At 72.4% G+C, this 16616-nt stretch carries 17 protein-coding genes and 1 pseudogene; 4 read left to right on the plus strand and 14 right to left on the minus strand.

Translation table 11 applies throughout. The annotated features are described in order from the left end of the window. From ACFQ11_RS33505 to ACFQ11_RS33520, 4 genes and pseudogenes are all read left to right on the plus strand, one after another. Nucleotides 1-497: pseudogene (locus ACFQ11_RS33505) on the plus strand (hypothetical protein); the annotation flags it as partial. Beyond that, nucleotides 494-904, plus strand: a complete 411-nt coding sequence (locus tag ACFQ11_RS33510; RefSeq protein WP_378306148.1) for a roadblock/LC7 domain-containing protein — start codon at nt 494-496, stop codon at nt 902-904. The pseudogene ACFQ11_RS33505 and the gene ACFQ11_RS33510, both read left to right, overlap by 4 nt. Then, a complete protein-coding gene (locus tag ACFQ11_RS33515) occupies nt 904-1326 on the plus strand; it encodes a DUF742 domain-containing protein (protein ID WP_378306150.1) in 423 nt (140 codons plus the stop codon). The genes ACFQ11_RS33510 and ACFQ11_RS33515 overlap by 1 nt, the downstream gene beginning before the upstream one ends. Beyond that, nucleotides 1307-1906 carry a GTP-binding protein gene (locus ACFQ11_RS33520; RefSeq protein WP_378306152.1) on the plus strand — a complete coding sequence of 200 codons (600 nt, stop codon included), beginning with the start codon at nt 1307-1309 and terminating at the stop codon, nt 1904-1906. The genes ACFQ11_RS33515 and ACFQ11_RS33520 overlap by 20 nt, the downstream gene beginning before the upstream one ends. A 178-nt stretch (nt 1907-2084) precedes the next feature. Here the strand turns inward: ACFQ11_RS33520 and ACFQ11_RS33525 are convergent, their stop codons facing one another. The 14 genes from ACFQ11_RS33525 to ACFQ11_RS33590 all read right to left on the minus strand — a co-directional run. Further along, nucleotides 2085-2738 carry a response regulator gene (locus tag ACFQ11_RS33525; protein ID WP_378306154.1) on the minus strand — a complete coding sequence of 218 codons (654 nt, stop codon included), beginning with the start codon at nt 2736-2738 and terminating at the stop codon, nt 2085-2087. Further along, entirely contained in the window at nt 2735-3883 is a 1149-nt protein-coding gene (locus ACFQ11_RS33530) for a sensor histidine kinase (RefSeq protein WP_378306156.1), read from the minus strand. The genes ACFQ11_RS33525 and ACFQ11_RS33530 overlap by 4 nt, the downstream gene beginning before the upstream one ends. A 32-nt stretch (nt 3884-3915) precedes the next feature. Further along, nucleotides 3916-4341: a hypothetical protein gene (locus tag ACFQ11_RS33535; RefSeq protein WP_378306158.1), complete on the minus strand. Its 426-nt coding sequence runs from the start codon at nt 4339-4341 to the stop codon at nt 3916-3918. 82 nt (nt 4342-4423) lie between these two features. Then, complete coding sequence (locus ACFQ11_RS33540) at nt 4424-5452, minus strand: ABC transporter permease subunit (RefSeq protein ID WP_378306160.1); 1029 nt, start codon at nt 5450-5452, stop codon at nt 4424-4426. Beyond that, nucleotides 5449-6348, minus strand: coding sequence for an ABC transporter ATP-binding protein (locus ACFQ11_RS33545; RefSeq protein WP_378306163.1), 900 nt, complete (start codon nt 6346-6348; stop codon nt 5449-5451). Before ACFQ11_RS33545 ends, ACFQ11_RS33540 begins: the two co-directional genes overlap by 4 nt. A gap of 100 nt (nt 6349-6448) precedes the next feature. Continuing rightward, nucleotides 6449-7489: a polyprenyl synthetase family protein gene (locus ACFQ11_RS33550; protein ID WP_378306165.1), complete on the minus strand. Its 1041-nt coding sequence runs from the start codon at nt 7487-7489 to the stop codon at nt 6449-6451. A gap of 10 nt (nt 7490-7499) precedes the next feature. Then, complete coding sequence (gene nuoN, locus ACFQ11_RS33555; RefSeq protein ID WP_378306167.1) at nt 7500-9065, minus strand: NADH-quinone oxidoreductase subunit NuoN; 1566 nt, start codon at nt 9063-9065, stop codon at nt 7500-7502. Further along, on the minus strand, nt 9062-10630 hold the full coding sequence (locus ACFQ11_RS33560; RefSeq protein ID WP_378306169.1) for an NADH-quinone oxidoreductase subunit M: 1569 nt from the start codon (nt 10628-10630) through the stop codon (nt 9062-9064). Before ACFQ11_RS33560 ends, nuoN begins: the two co-directional genes overlap by 4 nt. Then, nucleotides 10627-12543, minus strand: coding sequence for an NADH-quinone oxidoreductase subunit L (nuoL, locus tag ACFQ11_RS33565; RefSeq protein ID WP_378306172.1), 1917 nt, complete (start codon nt 12541-12543; stop codon nt 10627-10629). The genes ACFQ11_RS33560 and nuoL overlap by 4 nt, the downstream gene beginning before the upstream one ends. 10 nt (nt 12544-12553) lie before the next feature. Next, a complete protein-coding gene (nuoK, locus tag ACFQ11_RS33570; protein ID WP_151012573.1) occupies nt 12554-12853 on the minus strand; it encodes an NADH-quinone oxidoreductase subunit NuoK in 300 nt (99 codons plus the stop codon). Then, complete coding sequence (locus tag ACFQ11_RS33575) at nt 12850-13791, minus strand: NADH-quinone oxidoreductase subunit J (RefSeq protein ID WP_378306175.1); 942 nt, start codon at nt 13789-13791, stop codon at nt 12850-12852. Before ACFQ11_RS33575 ends, nuoK begins: the two co-directional genes overlap by 4 nt. Then, complete coding sequence (nuoI, locus tag ACFQ11_RS33580) at nt 13788-14414, minus strand: NADH-quinone oxidoreductase subunit NuoI (RefSeq protein ID WP_378306177.1); 627 nt, start codon at nt 14412-14414, stop codon at nt 13788-13790. Before nuoI ends, ACFQ11_RS33575 begins: the two co-directional genes overlap by 4 nt. Further along, complete coding sequence (nuoH, locus tag ACFQ11_RS33585) at nt 14401-15801, minus strand: NADH-quinone oxidoreductase subunit NuoH (RefSeq protein WP_378306180.1); 1401 nt, start codon at nt 15799-15801, stop codon at nt 14401-14403. Before nuoH ends, nuoI begins: the two co-directional genes overlap by 14 nt. Beyond that, the coding region (locus ACFQ11_RS33590) for a molybdopterin-dependent oxidoreductase (RefSeq protein ID WP_378306183.1) at nt 15798-16616 on the minus strand (819 nt) is incomplete at its 5' end. The genes ACFQ11_RS33590 and nuoH, both read right to left, overlap by 4 nt.

Below are 16616 nucleotides of genomic sequence, written 5' to 3' on the forward strand. Positions count from 1 at the left end.
CGGCCGGGCCCGCGCTGGTCGCGGTGCCCGGCGGCTCCGGGCCCGCGAACGGTGAACGCGGCGCCGACGCCCCCGGGACGCCCCCGGGACGCGACGGCACCGACGACGGCACCGACGACGGCGCGTCCGTCCCGCCCGCGCCGCGGGACGCCCCCGCGGACGAGCCGCGCTCCCAGGAGGACGCCGCCCCGCCCGCCCGTCCGGCGGACACCGGGGAGCGTCCCGTGACCATCGAGCCGGAGGACCTGCCACCCGTGCCCGACATCTCCACCACACCGTCCGGACTGCCCGTCCGGGTGCCGCAGGCGAACCTTGCCGAACCCCTGCGCACCGACGAGCCCATCGCCGCCCCGCAGCCGGACGAAGACGACGACCCCGGCCGCTCCCCCGAGGACATCAAGCGGATCATGGGGTCGTACCAGCGCGGCACCCGGCAGGGCCGCAATGACGCGGCCGCGACCCTCGGCAACACACCGGAAGGCGAGGAAGAGCAGTGACGCAGAAGACGGGGTCCGCATCCGACCTGGGCTGGCTGCTGGACGACCTCGTCCGCCGGCTCCCGCACGCCCGCAGCGCGGTCGTCCTGTCGGCCGACGGCCTGCTCATGGCGTCCTCCGAGGGAGTCACGCAGGACGACGGCGAGCACCTGGCGGCGGTCGCGGCGGGCATCCAGAGCCTCGCCAAGGGCGCCGGGGTGCGCTTCGGCGGCGGCCCGGTCCGGCAGACGATCATCGAGATGCAGTCGGCGTTCCTGCTCGTCACCGTCGCCGGGAAGGGCGCCTGCCTGGCGGTCCTCGCCGAGGAGGAGGCCGACGTCGGCCTGATCGCCTACGAGATGGCGATGCTGGTCACGAGCATGGGGCACCACCTGACGTCGCCGTCGCGGACCGAGGCGGGCTCCTGATGATGCCCCCCGAGGATCCCGAGCGCTGGCCGGAGGAACCGGCGCCGCACCCCCCGGCCGACGGCGAGCTGCTCGACGGCCACGCGGGCCCCATGGTCCGCCCGTACGTGATGACCAGCGGGCGGATCGAGCCCGCCCGCGGCAAGTTCGACCTCATCACGCTGGTGGTGGCGTCCGGTCCCGAACCCGAGGGCGCCATCGGCCTCGGCCCCGAGCACCTGGCGATCATCCGGCTGTGCCAGTCGGTGATGTCGGTGGCGGAGCTGACCGGCCACCTCGACCTTCCCGTCGCGACCGTCCGGGTGATGCTCGGCGACCTCCTCGACAAGGGGTTCGTCATGATGCAGGAACCCGAACCGGAGGCGGACATGCACGACATCAGGCTCTACAAGGCGGTGATCGATGGTCTCCGGGCCCTCTAGTGTGCGCGCGCGTCGGCTGCCCACCGCGGTAAAGATCGTCATCGCGGGCGGCTTCGGGGTCGGCAAGACCACGATGGTGGGAACCGTCTCCGAGACCCGGCCCCTGCGGACCGAGGAGATCCTCACCGACGAGAGCGTCGGCGTCGACGACGTCTCCGGCGTCGAGCGCAAGCACACGACGACCGTCGCGATGGACTTCGGCCGCATCACCATGCAGGACGAGTACGTCCTGTACCTGTTCGGCACGCCCGGGCAGCAGCGGTTCTGGTTCATGTGGGACGAGGTCACGCTCGGCGCGCTCGGCGCGGTCGTCCTCGCCGACACCCGCCGCCTGTCCGACTGCTTCCCCTCGGTCGACTACTTCGAGCGCCGCAACACGCCCTTCATCGTCGCCGTCAACTGCTTCGAGGGCGCGCAGCAGTACGACCTGGCGGAGATCCAGATGGCCCTCAACCTGGGCCCGAAGGTCCCCGTCATGCTCTGCGACGCCCGCAGGCTCGACTCGTGCAAGGAGGTCCTCATCGACCTCGTCATGCACGCCATGAAGGTCCGCGGCCTGACCGAGGAGCAGCCGGTCTGACAGAAGGCGGCGGCGTGTGGGGGCGGCGACCGACGTCGCCGCCCCCACACGCCGCCGCCGCATCACGCCAACCCGACCGCGCCGCGCCCCTGGGCATCGACGTGCCCGTTCTCCCACGCCCAACGCGGCAACCCCCACCTGGTTGCGACGCCCCTCGAACCCACCCGGGCGCACCGCGCTAACGGGCGTTGACGTGGCCGTTCTCCCATGCCCATGCGGCGATGGCCACGCGGTTGCGGACGCCCAGCTTGGACTGGACGCCCGCCAGGTGGCTCTTGACCGTGCTCACCGAGATGAACAGCTCCGAGGCGATCTCCTGGTTGCTGCGGCCCCGCGCGAGGGCCCGGACGACCTCGAGTTCGCGGTCCGACAGGTGTGCGGCGGTCGCGGCGCGCACCGGCGCCGGGTCGGTCAGGTGCCGCAGCAGCCGGACCGTGACCGACGGCGACACCAGCGCCTCGCCGTTGTGGGCGGCGCGGACCGCCTCGACGAGCAGGGCGGGCCCGGCGTCCTTGAGGACGAACCCGACGGCACCGCCGCGCAGTGCCCCGTACACGTACTCGTCCAGGTCGAACGTCGTGACGACGATGACGCGCAGCGGTGCGTGGACGCCGGGGCCGGCGAGCGCGCGGGTCACCTCGATGCCGTCGAGCCGGGGCATCCGGATGTCCACCAGGCACACGTCCGGGCGCAGCCGCCGCGCGAGGGCGACGGCCTCCGCCCCGTCGGGGGCCTCCCCGACGACGCTGATGTCGGGCTGGTCCTCCAGGATCAGCCGGAGCCCGCGGCGGATCATCGCCTGGTCGTCGGCGAGCAGGACCGAGATGGTCATCGGGGCTCCCTGGCGGGGACGGGAAGGGTCGCGCGCACGGACCAGCCGCCGTCCGGGCGCGGTCCGGCGCGCAGCGAGCCGCCGAGCGTCTCGACGCGTTCGCGCATGCCGATCAGACCGTGTCCGCCGCGCTGGTGGGGACGGGCGGCGGGTGCCGGGGCGTCGTCGGCGACCTCGACGGTGACGTCCCGGGCGTCCTGCTCGACGGTGACGGTGACGGACCGTGCTCTGGGCGCGTGCCGCAGCACGTTCGTCAGCGACTCCTGGACGACGCGGTAGACGGTGCTGGTCACCTCGGGTGGCCATCCGGCGTCCCCGTCCGGCATGCTCAACCGCGCTCGGGGGCCCTGCCGGCCGAAACGCTCGACCAGCGCGCCGAGCCCCTCGGGGCCGGGGGACGTCGGCGCGGCGTCGGCGGCGTCGCGCAGCAGCCCGACGACGCGGCGCATCGCGGCGAGCGCGTCGGTTCCGGCGGTCTCCAGCTCGCCGAGGTACTCGCCCACCCGCTCCGGGTCGCGCCGCGCGACCACCTGGGCGCCCTGAGCCTGGAGCACCATGCCCGTGATGTGGTGGGCCACGACGTCGTGCAGTTCCCGGGCGAGTTCCAGCCGCTCGTCCCGGCGCACACGCTCGGCGGTGGCCCGCGCCTGGGCGTCCAGCAGCCGCAGCGACAGCCCGGCCCCGACCGCGGTCAGCCAGATCGCGCCGTCCAGCACGGTCACGCCCGTGACGCCGGACGGGCGTGATCCTGCGGCGAGCTGCCCGGCGGCGATCAGCGCGAGCCCGGCGGCCGCGACCGTCCCGGCGGGGATCGGACGGAGGTCGCGGAGCGCGCGTCCGGTCAGCACCGCCAGGCCCAGCACCATCGCCGGGCTGGGCTCGGCGGGGAGGTCGCGGCCGGTCAGCCCGGTGACCAGGACCGCGAGTGCCGCGAGGCCGAGCCCCGCCGCCGGGGGCCAGGGCGAACGGGGCCGTCCCGCCAGCGCCGCCAGGCACACCGCCACCGCGAAGGCCGCGCCCGGCGCCCAGTACCAGGCGCCCCAGGTCTGCCCGATGGCGGCGGACTGGACGGCGATCGCCGCGAGGAACACGGCGCCGAGCCCGGTCACGGAGGCGCCCCTGACCCAGTGCGCCGGTGAGGTCACGCCGACCAGGCTACCGGCGTCCCGGCGCCGCATCACCGGACGGGCGCGAAGGCGCGCAGCGCCAGTCCGGTGACGAGGCCCCCGGCCATCAGCAGGGTGGCGAGGGCCGTCACCGTGCCGAGCCCGGACGTCCAGGTAAGGGCCGTCGTCGCGGCGCCGCCCAAGGCGACGGCGATGGCCGGTCCGGCGGGCACGGCCCTGAGCGCGGAGCCGGTGAGCACGGCCAGGGCGAGGGCGGCGATGGGCGACGGCTCCTGGGGCAGGTCCGCCGCGTGGGACGCACCGACGGCGGCGGCCGCCACCGCGACGCCGACGGCGGCGGGCCACGGCGGACGCCACCGGCGCAGGAGGGCCAGCGCGGACATCACCAGCGCGACGGCGGTGGTGAAGAGCGCGTACGTCCCGCCCCAGCTGGTGGCGAGCATGTACGCCGTGAAGGCGATGCCCAGAGCGGACACCGCGCCGTGGACGGAGGAGCATCATTGCCACGCATGGATGACCCGGTTTCGTAGTTCGCTGTGCAAGATCGGAGCGGACGGTTCATGTACGCCCGATGCGCCGGACCGCGACGGCGATGAGGATCGCGCCGACCGCCAGGTAGAGGCCGGTCTCGATCGCCTGGAACGCCCAGTAACGTCCGCTCGGCTGGTACTCGATGTCGACGTGCAGGTCGAGCTCCGACAGGCACACCGCCGCGTCGCCGAACCTGCCCTCGGCGCCGCTCCCGGGCGGGGACGGCGGGGTGTCGAGGCAGGCGTTGAACGCGCTCTCGGCGACCGTCCGTCCGTCTGCGGTGCGCAACGGGCTGGTGTCGCTGATCCACGCGTCGGGCGCGCCGGGCACTCGCAGGCCGCCGATGACGGGCGCGCCGGTGATGTCGCCCAGGTTCGTGGCCTCGTTGATGTGCCGGGCGGTCATCGGCAGGGTCGTCCGCTCGGGCGGCATGAGGTGCGGCCGGACGAGGTTCGGCACGGCGAACTGGACGGCGAGGAAGACGACGCCCGTGACGGCCATCGCCGGGAGCGTCCGGCGCATGAGCAGGCCGGCGACGGCGCCGAGGGCGAAGGCGAGGAACGCGTAGCCGATCGGGACGATGTTGCGGGCGCCGAACGCCACGGTTCCGAACCGGTCCCCGGCGACCTGGTCGTACGGGGAGGCCGCCCAGGTGAGCAGGAGTCCGGCCAGCCCGGTGAGGATCATCGCGGCCAGGCCGACGAACGCCACCCGGCCGAGCAGCCAGCGGCGGCGGGTCACCCCCTGGTTCCACACCAGCCGGTGGGTGCCGAGTTCGAGTTCCCGGGCGACCAGCGGCGCGCCCCAGAAGGAGCCGAGGACGGCGGGTATCAGCGCGAGCCCGGCGGCCAGGAACAGCAGCGTGTCCCGGTAGGAGCCGGTGAACTGGCTTTCGGCCTGTGCGCAGGCGCCGGGGTCGGTGCAGTGCGATCGGTAGGCGTCGTGCGCGTCCCGGATGTCCATGCCGAGGTACACCAGGTAGCAGGCGATCACGGCGAGCGCGGCTGCGCCGACGAGCGCCTGGAGGCGGAACTGCCGCCAGTTGAGCCAGATCATCGCCGACCTCCCGCCGTTCCGGTGCCGACTGCGGCGGCGGGCGCGTCCGCGCGGGACATGTAGGCGAGCACCAGCTCTTCGAGCGTGACGGGCTCGACTCGGCCCGGGACGCGCGGCGGCGCGTCGGCACGGACGAGCGCGCTCCCCTGCTCCATCCGGACGACCTCGACCCCGGCGGGCAGCGGGTCGAGCCCGCCGGGTGGCGCGTCCAGCCGGTAGTGGCGGGCCAGCAGGTCACGGACCTCGCCCGCGACCTGGATCCGCGCGTCGCTCAGCACGACGAGGTGGTCGCAGACCCGCTCGATGTCGCCGAGCAGGTGCGACGACAGCACCGCGCCCGCGCCGAGTTCGGTGACGAACTCCATCAGGTTGACCAGGAAGCCCTGGCGGGCGAGCGGGTCGAGCGCCGCGGCGGGCTCGTCGAAGATCAGCAGCTCGGGCCGCTTCGCGGCGGCGATCGTCAGCGCCAGTTGCGCGCGCTGGCCGCCGGACAGCCGTCCGGCCTTCTGGTCCGGGTTCAGCCCGACCTGCGCGATGCGCCGCTCCGCCAGCTCCTGGTCCCACGACGGGTTCAGGCGGGAGCCCAGCCGCAGATGGTCGGCGACGCTGAACGACGGGTACACCGGGGTGTCCTGCGCGACGAACCCGACGCGGGCCAGGTGCGCGGCGCTCGCCGCGGGCCGGGACCCGAGGATGCGCAGCGAGCCGGACGTCGGCTCCAGCAGCCCGCAGGCCAGATGCAGGAGCGTCGATTTCCCGGCTCCGTTCGGGCCCACCAGGCCGACGACGCGTCCCGCCGGAACGCTCAGGTCGACCTCGCTGAGCGCCGTCCTGCGGCCGTATCTCTTCGTCAGCCCCGACGCATGCAGCATCGGGGCGGTTTCCTCATTCGGCATGCACCCATGGTGGAAACCGGCGCCCCCAGCGGGCACCGGCCCAAAGCACGGTTCATGCCGCCCGCGATCGTACTTTCGGCTGGTTCAGCCGGACGCGCCGCTAGCCGGTGCGCGAGACGACGTAGTCGCAGAGGGCGGTGAGGGCGTCCCGGGCGGGGTTGGCGGTGAGGGTGAGGAGTTCGGCGCGGGCGTCCTCGGCGACGCGGTGGAGGTCGGCGCGGGCCCGGTCCATCGCGGGGTGGGCGCGCAGGAGGGCGAGGGCCTCGGCGTGGCGGGCGTCGTCGGTGAGGTCCTGGACGAGCAGGTCGCGCAGGCGCGCGTCGTCGGGGCCGGAGCCGACGCCGGCGAGGACGTGGTGCATCGGGAGGGTGCGGATGCCCTCCCGCAGGTCGGTGCCGGGGGTCTTGCCGGACTCCTCGGTCTCGGAGTCGATGTCGAGGATGTCGTCCGAGAGCTGGAACGCGATGCCGATCTTCTCGCAGGCCGAGGTGACCGTGTCGACGGTCGAGGCGGGGGCGCCGGACAGCAGGGCGCCGAACTGGCCGGAGACGGCGATGAGCGACGCCGTCTTGTCCGCGAGGACCTGCAGGTAGTGCTTGAGGGGGTCGGCGCCCTCGGCGGGGCCGGTCGTCTCCTCGATCTGGCCGCGGACGAGACGGGCGAACGCGCGCGCCTGGATGCGGACGGGTTCGGTGCCGAGGTCGGCGAGGAGGTCGGACGCGCGGGCGAACAGGTAGTCGCCGGTGAGGATCGCGCGGGTGTTGTCCCAGCGGACGTTCGCGGACTGGCGGCCGCGGCGGACGGTCGCCTCGTCCATGACGTCGTCGTGGTACAGGGTGCCGAGGTGGGTGAGCTCGACGACGACCGCGGCCGGGACGAGCCCGGCCGCGCCCGGGTCGCCGAAGTGCGAGGCGAGCGTCACCAGCATGGGCCGGAAGCGCTTGCCGCCCGCCTCGACGAGGTGCTTGGACGCCTCGTTGAGCAGCGGATTGTCGCTGCGGACCGAGTCGAGGAGCAGTTCCTCGACGGCGGCCAGGAACCGCCTGCTGTCGGCCGCGAGCGCCGAGTCCACGGGAAGCCCGAACGGGCCGGTCTCCTGCACGGCCGGCCCGCCGGACTCCTCAGCGAAGGCGTTGCTCACCCAAGACTCCCTACCGGACGAACATCTGCGTGGTGGCATCTCCCGCGAGGTCCAGGATCGGCTGCGGGAGCACGCCGAGTACAACAGTAGCCGTCACTCCGACCGCGACGACGATCGCGGTGGCCGGTGGGGCCACGACGACGGGGCCGTCGGCGTCCGGCTCGCTGAAGAACATGACGACGATCACGCGGACGTAGAAGAACGCGGCGACGGCGGAGGCGATGACGCCGACGACGACGAGGGGCGTCGCCCCGCCCTCGACGGCCGCCTTGAACACCGCGAACTTGCCGGTGAAGCCGCTGGTCAGCGGGATACCGGCGAACGCCAGGAGGAACAGGGCGAAAACGCCCGCGACGACCGGGGAGCGCTTGCCGAGCCCGGCCCAGCGGGACAGGTGGGCCGCCTCGCCGCCGGCGTCCCGCACCATCGTGATGACCGCGAAGGCGCCGATCGTGGTGAACCCGTAGGCCGCCAGGTAGAACAGCGAACCGGACAGGCCGTCCTGCGAGGTGGCGATCACGCCCATGAGCAGGAAACCCGCGTGCGCGATGGACGAGTAGGCGAGCATCCGCTTGAGGTCGGTCTGCGTGATCGCGACGATCGCGCCGACGACCATGGTGAGAATCGCCACACCCCACATGGCGGGCTTCCAGTCCCATTCGAGGGTCCCGAACGCGACGTAGTAGACGCGCAGGATCGCGCCGAACGCCGAGACGAGCGTGCAGGACGCCATGAGCGCGGTGATCGGGGTCGGCGCGCCCTGGTAGACGTCCGGCTTCCACATGTGGAACGGGACGCCGCCGAGCTTGAACAGCAGCCCGACGGTGAGGAGCGCGACGCCCGCGAGGAGCAGCGTCTCGTTGCCCGCGTCCCGGCTGATCTCCTGGGAGATCGCGGCGAGCGTCACCGATCCGGCGTAGCCGTAGAGAAGGGCGATGCCGTACAGGAAGAACGCCGACGAGAACGCGCCCAGCAGGAAGTACTTGACCGCCGCTTCCTGGGACAGGAGGCGGCGGCGCCGGGCGAGGCCGCACAGGAGGTAAAGCGGCAGGGACATGACCTCCAGGCCGATGAACATGGTCAGGAGGTCGTTGGACGCCGGGAAGATCAGCATGCCCCCGACGGCGAACATCATCAGCGGGTAGACCTCGGTCTGCACGATGCCCGCCGACTGCGTGCGCTGCTCGGCCTCGCTGCCGGGCAGCGCGGACGCCTGCGCGGCGAAGGCCCCGCCGGCGCGGTCGCCGCCGCGTTCGGCGATCAGCAGGAGGCTGACGAGCGCCAGCACGAGGATGGTGCCCTGCAGGAACAGGGTCGTCCCGTCGACGCCGAGGGCCCCCTCGGCGACGACGTGGTGCGGGACGCCGTCCAGGGCGAGCCCGACCGTCCACACGAACCCGCCGAGCAGGCCGAGGAACGCGAGCGGAGCCTGGATCCGGGGCCGCCAGGCGCGGCCGGCGAGCGCCTCGACCAGCACCCCGAGGACGGCGACGCCGAGGACGATCAGCAGCGGGCCGATCTCGGCGTACTCGATGTGCGGCGCCGGGATGTCGGCGCCCTGCGCGAGGGTGCTCATGGACGGGCTCCGTTCTCGGCGACGTTGGTCGGTGCGGGATCATGCTGGTCGACCCGCACCAGCGTCTGTTCGACGGACGGGTTGATGACGTTCAGCACCGGCTGCGGGAAGAAGCCCATCGCGACGATGATCGCGAGGATGGGCGCGATCGCCCACTTCTCCCGGGCGGTGAGGTCCTTCATCCCCTCGACCGCCGGGGCCTTGGGGCCGCCCATGGTGCGCTGGTACGTCCACAGGATGTAGATCGCGGCGAGGACGACGCCGCTGACGGCGAGGGCCCCGGCCCACTGGTACCGGCTGAACGTGCCGACGATCACGAGGAACTCGGACACGAACGTGGACAGGCCGGGCAGCGACAGGCCCGACAGCCCGGCGATCAGGAACGCCCCGGCGAGGACGGGCGCGGCCTTCTGCACCCCGCCGTAGTCGCCGATCCGCGCCGACCGCCGCCGGACGATCATGAAGCCGACGATGAGGAACAGCGCGCCGGTCGAGAACCCGTGGTTGATCATGTAGAGCGCGGCGCCGGACTGCCCCTGCGAGGTCATCGCGAAGATGCCGAGCACGATGAACCCGAAGTGCGACACCGAGGTGTAGGCGACGAGGCGCTTCAGGTCGACCTGCCCGATCGCGAGGACCGCGCCGTAGATGATGCTGAGGACCGCGAACGCGAGGACCACCGGGGTGGCCCACTTGGCGGCGCCCGGGAACAGTTCCAGGCAGAACCGCAGCATCCCGTACGTGCCGACCTTGTCGAGGACGCCGACGATGAGGACGAGCGCGCCCGCCGGGGCCTGCTGCGCGGCGTCCGGCAGCCAGGTGTGCACCGGCACCATCGGCGCCTTGATCGCGAACGCGATGAAGAAGCCGAGGAACAGCCACTTGGCCGTCGTCGGGTCGATGTTCATCTGCGCCAGCTCGGTGAACAGGAACGTCCCGTGCCCGAGGCCGCCCTCGGCCTCCGGCTTCGCCGACAGCGGGTACAGCCAGATCACCGCGACGAGCATGATCAGCCCGCCGAACAGCGAGTACAGCAGGAACTTGACCGCGGCGTAGGAACGCTGGGCGCCGCCGAAGTACCCGATGATGAAGTACACCGGGATCAGCATCGCCTCGAAGAAGACGTAGAAGAGGAACACGTCGGTCGCCGCGAAGACGCCGATCATGGCCGCTTCCAGCGTCAGCAGCAGCGCGAAGTACGTCTTGACGGACCGCTTGGCGGGGACGTCGACGCCCCCGGAGCGGTCGTCCTCGTTCCAGGACGCCAGCATGACGAGCGGGACGAGGATCACCGAGAGCACGATCAGGGTGAGGGCGACGCCGTCGACGCCGACCGCCCAGTGGACCCCGAAGGCCGGGATCCAGTCGTACTTCTCCTCGAACTGGAACCGGGCGCCGCCCGGGTCGAACGAGGCCGCCATCACCAGGGTGAGCACCCCGACGACGATCGAGACGCCGAGCGCGAACTGCTTGACCAGCGCGTCCCGCGACGGCAGCGCCGTGAGGACGGCGGCGCCCACCAGCGGCAGCGCGATGAGGACGGTCAGCCAGGGAAAGTCGCTCATGACACGTTCACCACCAGGAGGGCGGCCACCACGACGGCGGCGCCGCAGAACATCGAGAGTGCGTAGGACCGGGCGAAGCCCGTCTGGATCCGGCGGAGCCGGCCGGAGCCGCCGCCGACGCCGGCGGCGATGCCGTTGACGGCGCCGTCGACGCCGCGCCCGTCGAACCAGACCGCGAGGCGGGTCAGCCACTGGCCGGGCCGCATGAGCAGCGACTCGTTGATGGCGTCGCCGTACAGGTCCTTGCGGGCCGCGACGGTGACGAACGAGCCCTTGGGCTGCTCGCGCGGCACCTTGCGGGCGCCGTACTGCCGCCAGGCGATGGCCGCGCCGATCAGGACCAGCACGAACGTCGCGATGCCGGGGCCGGTGAGCGCCTGGAAGTGGTGCTCCTCCTCGGGGTGGCCGACGACCGGCTCGAGGAAGCTCCCGAACCCGCCGAGGACCAGGAACCCGCCCGCGGACAGGGAGCCGACGGCCAGCAGGATCAGCGGGACGGTCATGACCTTCGGCGACTCGTGCGGGTGGACGTCGTCCGCCCAGCGCTTCTCGCCGAAGAACGTCATGAACATGACGCGGGACATGTAGTAGGCGGTGATCGCGGCGCCGAGCATCGCGCAGCCGCCCAGGATGTACCCGGACGTGCCGCCCTTGTGCAGGGCCGTCTCGATGATCACGTCCTTGGTGAACCAGCCGGACAGGCCCGGGAACCCGATGATCGCGAGGTAGCCGAGCCCGAACGTCACGTAGGTGATCATCATGACGCCGCGGAGCGCGCCGTAGTGGCGCATGTTCACGTCGTCCTTGGTGCCGTGCATGACCGACCCGGCGCCGAGGAACAGGCCCGCCTTGAAGAAGCCGTGCGCGATGAGGTGCGCGATGGCGATGACGTACCCGGCCTTGCCGAGCCCGGCGGCGAGCGTCATGTAGCCGATCTGCGACATCGTCGACCCGGCGAGGGCCTTCTTGATGTCGTCCTTGCCGCACCCGATGATCGCGCCGGCGAGCAGCGTGGCCGCCCCGACGATCGTGACGACGAGCTGCGCGGTGGTCGACAGCTCGAAGATCGGCCCGGACCGGACGATCAGGTAGACGCCCGCGGTGACCATCGTCGCCGCGTGGATGAGCGCCGACACGGGCGTCGGGCCCTCCATGGCGTCCAGCAGCCAGGACTGCAGCGGGAGCTGCGCCGACTTGCCGCACGCGCCGAGCAGGAGCAGCAGCGCGATCGCGGTGGCGGTCCCGGTGCTGAGCTGCGAGGCGAGGCCGACGTGCTCGGCGCCCTCACCGAGCACCTCGGTGAAGTCGACCGACCCGAGCGAGCTGAACAGCAGCGCGATCGCGAGGATCAGCCCCATGTCGCCGACGCGGTTGACGACGAACGCCTTCTTCGCGGCGGTCGCGGCGGTCGGCTTGTGCTGCCAGAACCCGATCAGCAGGTACGAGGCGAGGCCGACGCCCTCCCAGCCGATGAAGAGCACGACGAAGTTGCCGCCCAGGACGAGCAGCAGCATCGCGGCGACGAACAGGTTCAGGTACGCGAAGAACCTGCGCCGGTCGGGGTCGTGCTCCATGTAGCCGATGGAGTAGACGTGGATCAGCGATCCCACGCCGGTGATCAGCAGGACGAAGCTGATGGACAGCGGGTCCACCAGCAGGTCCATGCCGACGTTGAACGCGCCGGCGTCGATGAACTCCCACAGGTGCAGGGTCCGGCGCCGCTCTCCGGCGTCGTATCCGAGCATCTGGGCGAACATCGCCGCGCCGACGACGAACGATCCGACCGACATGGCGACGCCGAGCAGGTGCCCCCAGCGGTCCGTGCGCCTCCCCCCGAGGAGGAGGATCGCGGCGCCCGCGAGCGGCAGCGCGATCAGGAGCCAGGCCGCGGCCTGGATGCCTTCGGCTTGCATCCCCGCCCTCTCAGTACTTCAGCAGGTTCACGTCGTCGACCGACGAGGACCTGCGGGTCCGGAAGATGGTCATGATGATCGCCAGACCCACCACGACCTCCGCGGCGGCCACCACCATCACGAAGAAGGCGATGATCTGGCCGTCCAGGTTGCCGTGCATGCGGGAGAACGACACGAACGCGAGGTTCGTCGCGTTCAGCATGAGCTCGACGCACATGAACACCACGATCGCGTTGCGCCGGACGAGGACGCCGACCGCTCCGATGGTGAACAGGATCGCCGAGAGCGCCAGGTAGTGCTCCGGGCTCATTTACCGGCCTCGCCTTCGTTGCCCTGCGCGGACCCGCCCGTCGCGGGACCGCCCGCGGCCGGGGAGCCCGACTTGACGACGCGCGACTCGGCGCCGGCGTCCGACGCCTCGCGGGTGGCGGCCCGCACGGCGGCGACGTCCGCCTCGGCCGCCTCGGACTCGGTCTCGCCGTGCAGGTCGGCGTGCCGCTGCACCGTGTCGGTGCGCGCGGCGATGACCGGGTTGACCGACAGTTCCGACGGGGTGCCGTCGGGCAGCAGCGCCGGCATGTCCACCGCGTTGTGCCGGGCGTAGGTGCCGGGACCGGGCAGCGGCCCCGGGTGCTCGCCCGACGCGAACCGGCGCTCGGACAGGTCCCGCTGCGTCGGCTTCGGCTCGATGCGCTCGCGGTGCGCCAGCACCATCGCGCCGAGCGCCGCCGTGATCAGCAGGGCGCTGGTCGCCTCGAACGCGAACACGTACTTGGAGAACAGCAGCCGGGCCAGCCCGACGATGTTGCCCTCGGCGTTCGCGGCGGCGAGCCCCGCGGAGTCGTCCAGCGCGGCGTTGCCGATCCCCGCGCCGAGCAGGGCGACGAACCCGACCGCGCCGACCGCCGTCCAGAAGCGCTGCCCCCGGATCGTCTCGACGAGCGAGTCGGTCGAACTGACGCCGACGACCATCATCACGAACAGGAACAGCATCAGCACGGCGCCGGTGTAGACGATCACCTGGACGAACGCCAGGAACGGCGCGTTCTGCAGCGCGTAGATCGCGGCGAGCGAGAGCATCACGGTGGCCAGCAGCAGCGCCGAGTGCACCGCCCGCCGCATGAAGATCATGCCGAGCGCGGCGCCGACCGACACGACGGCGAGGAGCCAGAAGAAGAACGGCTCCCCGGCCTGCCGGTCGGCGACCTCCGCGGCCAGCGCCTCGGTCGCGAGGAGGTGCGCGTTCACTTCCGCTCACCGCCCCTGCGCGCCTTCTTGCCCTTCTCGGCGGCGGCGGCCTGGTCGACGCTCGCCCGCCCGCCGTCCTCGGACGGGACGGTCGGTGCGCCCGCGGCCTCGGCGTCCTGCAGGCCGAGGCGGTAGTAGTCCTCCTCGGTGTCGCCGAGCCGCATCTCGTGCGGCGGCGCCTCCATGCCCTCGCGCAGCGGCGCCAGCAGCATCTCCTTGGTGTAGATGAGGCTCTCGCGGCTGTCGTCGGCGAGCTCGTACTCGTTCGTCATCGTCAGCGCCCGGGTGGGGCACGCCTCGATGCAGAGCCCGCACAGGATGCAGCGCAGGTAGTTGATCTGGTAGACGCGGCCGTACCGCTCGCCCGGCGAGTAGCGCTCGTCGGCGGTGTTGTCGGCCCCCTCCACGAAGATCGCGTCGGCGGGGCACGCCCACGCGCACAGCTCGCAGCCGACGCACTTCTCCAGACCGTCCGGCCACCGGTTGAGCTGGTGCCGGCCGTGGAAGCGCGGCGCGGTGGGCCGCTTCACCTCGGGGTACTGAACGGTCTCGCTCTTGCTGAACATCTGGTGGAACGAGACCCCGAACCCCTTGACCGGATTCAGGAAATCAGTGAGTCCCACTGGTGACCTCCTCAGGAGGGGTGTCGATCGTGGACGGCCCGGGCGGCGTCTGGACTCGCGCGGCGGCGCCCCGGCCGTGGTAGTGCGGCGCGTCCATCGGCGGGACGGGGAACCCGCCGCCCGCCGTGCCGCCTCCGCCGGCCGCGGTCGCGCCGCCCGCCGCGGGACCGCCCGCGCCGCCGGCGCCGCGCTTCGCGCCCTCCTTGTCGTCGTCACCGCCGCGGATCATCTCCCAGAGCACGGTGAGGACGAGGACGATCGCGGCGGCCACCGCGGCGTAGATCACGATCTGCCGCATGTCGTAGCCGTCGTTGCGCAGCGCGCGGATGGTGGCGACCAGCACGATCCAGGCGAGGGAGAAGGGCATGAGCACCTTCCACCCGAGCTTCATCAGCTGGTCGTAGCGGACGCGCGGGAGCGAGGCGCGCAGCCACACGAAGAACCAGATGAACAGCCAGAGCTTGACCAGGAACCACAGCACCGGCCACCAGCCGGAGTTGGCGCCCGCCCAGAACGTGGAGATCGGCGCCGGGGCCCGCCAGCCGCCGAGGAACAGCGTGGTGGCGAGCGCCGACAGCGTCGCGAGGTTGATGTACTCGGCGAGGAAGAACATCGCGAACTTCAGCGACGAGTACTCGGTGTGGAAGCCGCCGACCAGCTCGCCCTCGCCCTCGGGGAGGTCGAACGGGATGCGGTTCGACTCGCCCATCATCGTGATGACGTAGACGATGAACGACGGCAGCAGCAGCACCGCGAACCACTTGTCGTGCTGCGCCGCGACGATCTCCGACGTGGACATCGACCCGGCGAACAGGAACACCGCGACGAACGACAGCCCCATCGCGATCTCGTAGGAGATCACCTGCGCGGACGAGCGCAGCCCGCCGAGCAGCGAGTACGGCGACATCGACGACCAGCCGGCCAGCACGATCCCGTAGACGCCCATGGACGCCATCGCCAGCACCAGCAGCACCGCGACCGGCAGGTCGGTGCCCTGCAGCGGCGTCTGGTGGCCGAACACCGACACCGTCGGCCCGAACGGGATGATGATGAAGGAGATGAAGGCCGGGACCGCCGCCATGACCGGTGCGAGGACGAACACGACCTTGTCGACCTGGCGCGGGACGATGTCCTCCTTCAGCGCCAGCTTGATGCCGTCGGCGAGGCCCTGCAGCAGGCCCTGGGGCCCGGCGCGGTTCGGGCCGACGCGCAGCTGCATCCGGCCGATGACGCGCCGCTCGACCCACATCGACAGCAGGACGGTCAGCACCAGGAAGACGAAGATGACCAGGACCTTGCCGCCGATCAGCCACCACGGGTCCTTGCCGAAGTCGGCGAGCGTGGGATCGGCCGGCGCGGCGAGCGGCGCGGCCGCGAGCGGGCTCATTCGGTGCCTCCAGCGTTGATCTGCACGACGCTCCCCGCGACCGCGCCCAGATCCCGGTGGAGCGCGCAGCCGGCCGAGTTCGTCGGCAGCCACACCACCCGGTCGGGCAGGTCGGCGGTGATCTCCAGGGGGAGCGTGACCGACCCGCGGCCGGTCGAGACCGTCACGGAGCCGACGCCGTCGACCGGGCGGGCGCCGATCTCCTCGGCCGTCGCGGGCGACAGCCGCGCCACCGCGCCCTTCGCGGTGCCGGCGAGGAACGGCTCGCCGTCCTGCATCCGGCCCCGGTCGAGCAGCAGCCGCCACGTCGCCACGACCGCCTCGCCGCGCCCCGGCTCGGCCGGGACCGCCTGCGGGACGTTCGGGGCGTCGGGCCGCTCGCCGCGGTGCGCGCCGAGGTCGGTCAGCTCCCGGCGGGCCGCCTCCGGGCCGGGCAGCCCGAGGTGGACGTCCATCTCGTCGGCGAGCGCGTTCAGCACCCGCAGGTCCGACAGCGTCCCGGCCGACTTCAGCACGGTGTCGAACGGGCGGCCGCGGCCCTCCCAGTCGACGAACGTCCCGGACTTCTCCGCGACGGTCGCGACGGGCAGCACCACGTCGGCGCGGTCGGTGACGGCGCTCGGCCGCTGCTCCAGGCTGACCACGAACGGGACGGCCTCGATCGCGCGCAGCGCCGCCTCCGGGTCGGCGAGGTCGCCGGGGTCGACGCCGCCGATCAGCAGCGCGCCGCGTTCGCCGCGCGCCGCCGCCGCGAGCACGGCCTCGGCGTCCAGGCCGGGGGCCGCGGGCAGCTCGGCGACGCCCCACGCCCGCGC

Origin of the sequence: Actinomadura sediminis (genome assembly GCF_042675525.1) — a bacterium.
GTDB classification, from domain to species: Bacteria; Actinomycetota; Actinomycetes; order Streptosporangiales; family Streptosporangiaceae; genus Spirillospora; species Spirillospora sediminis.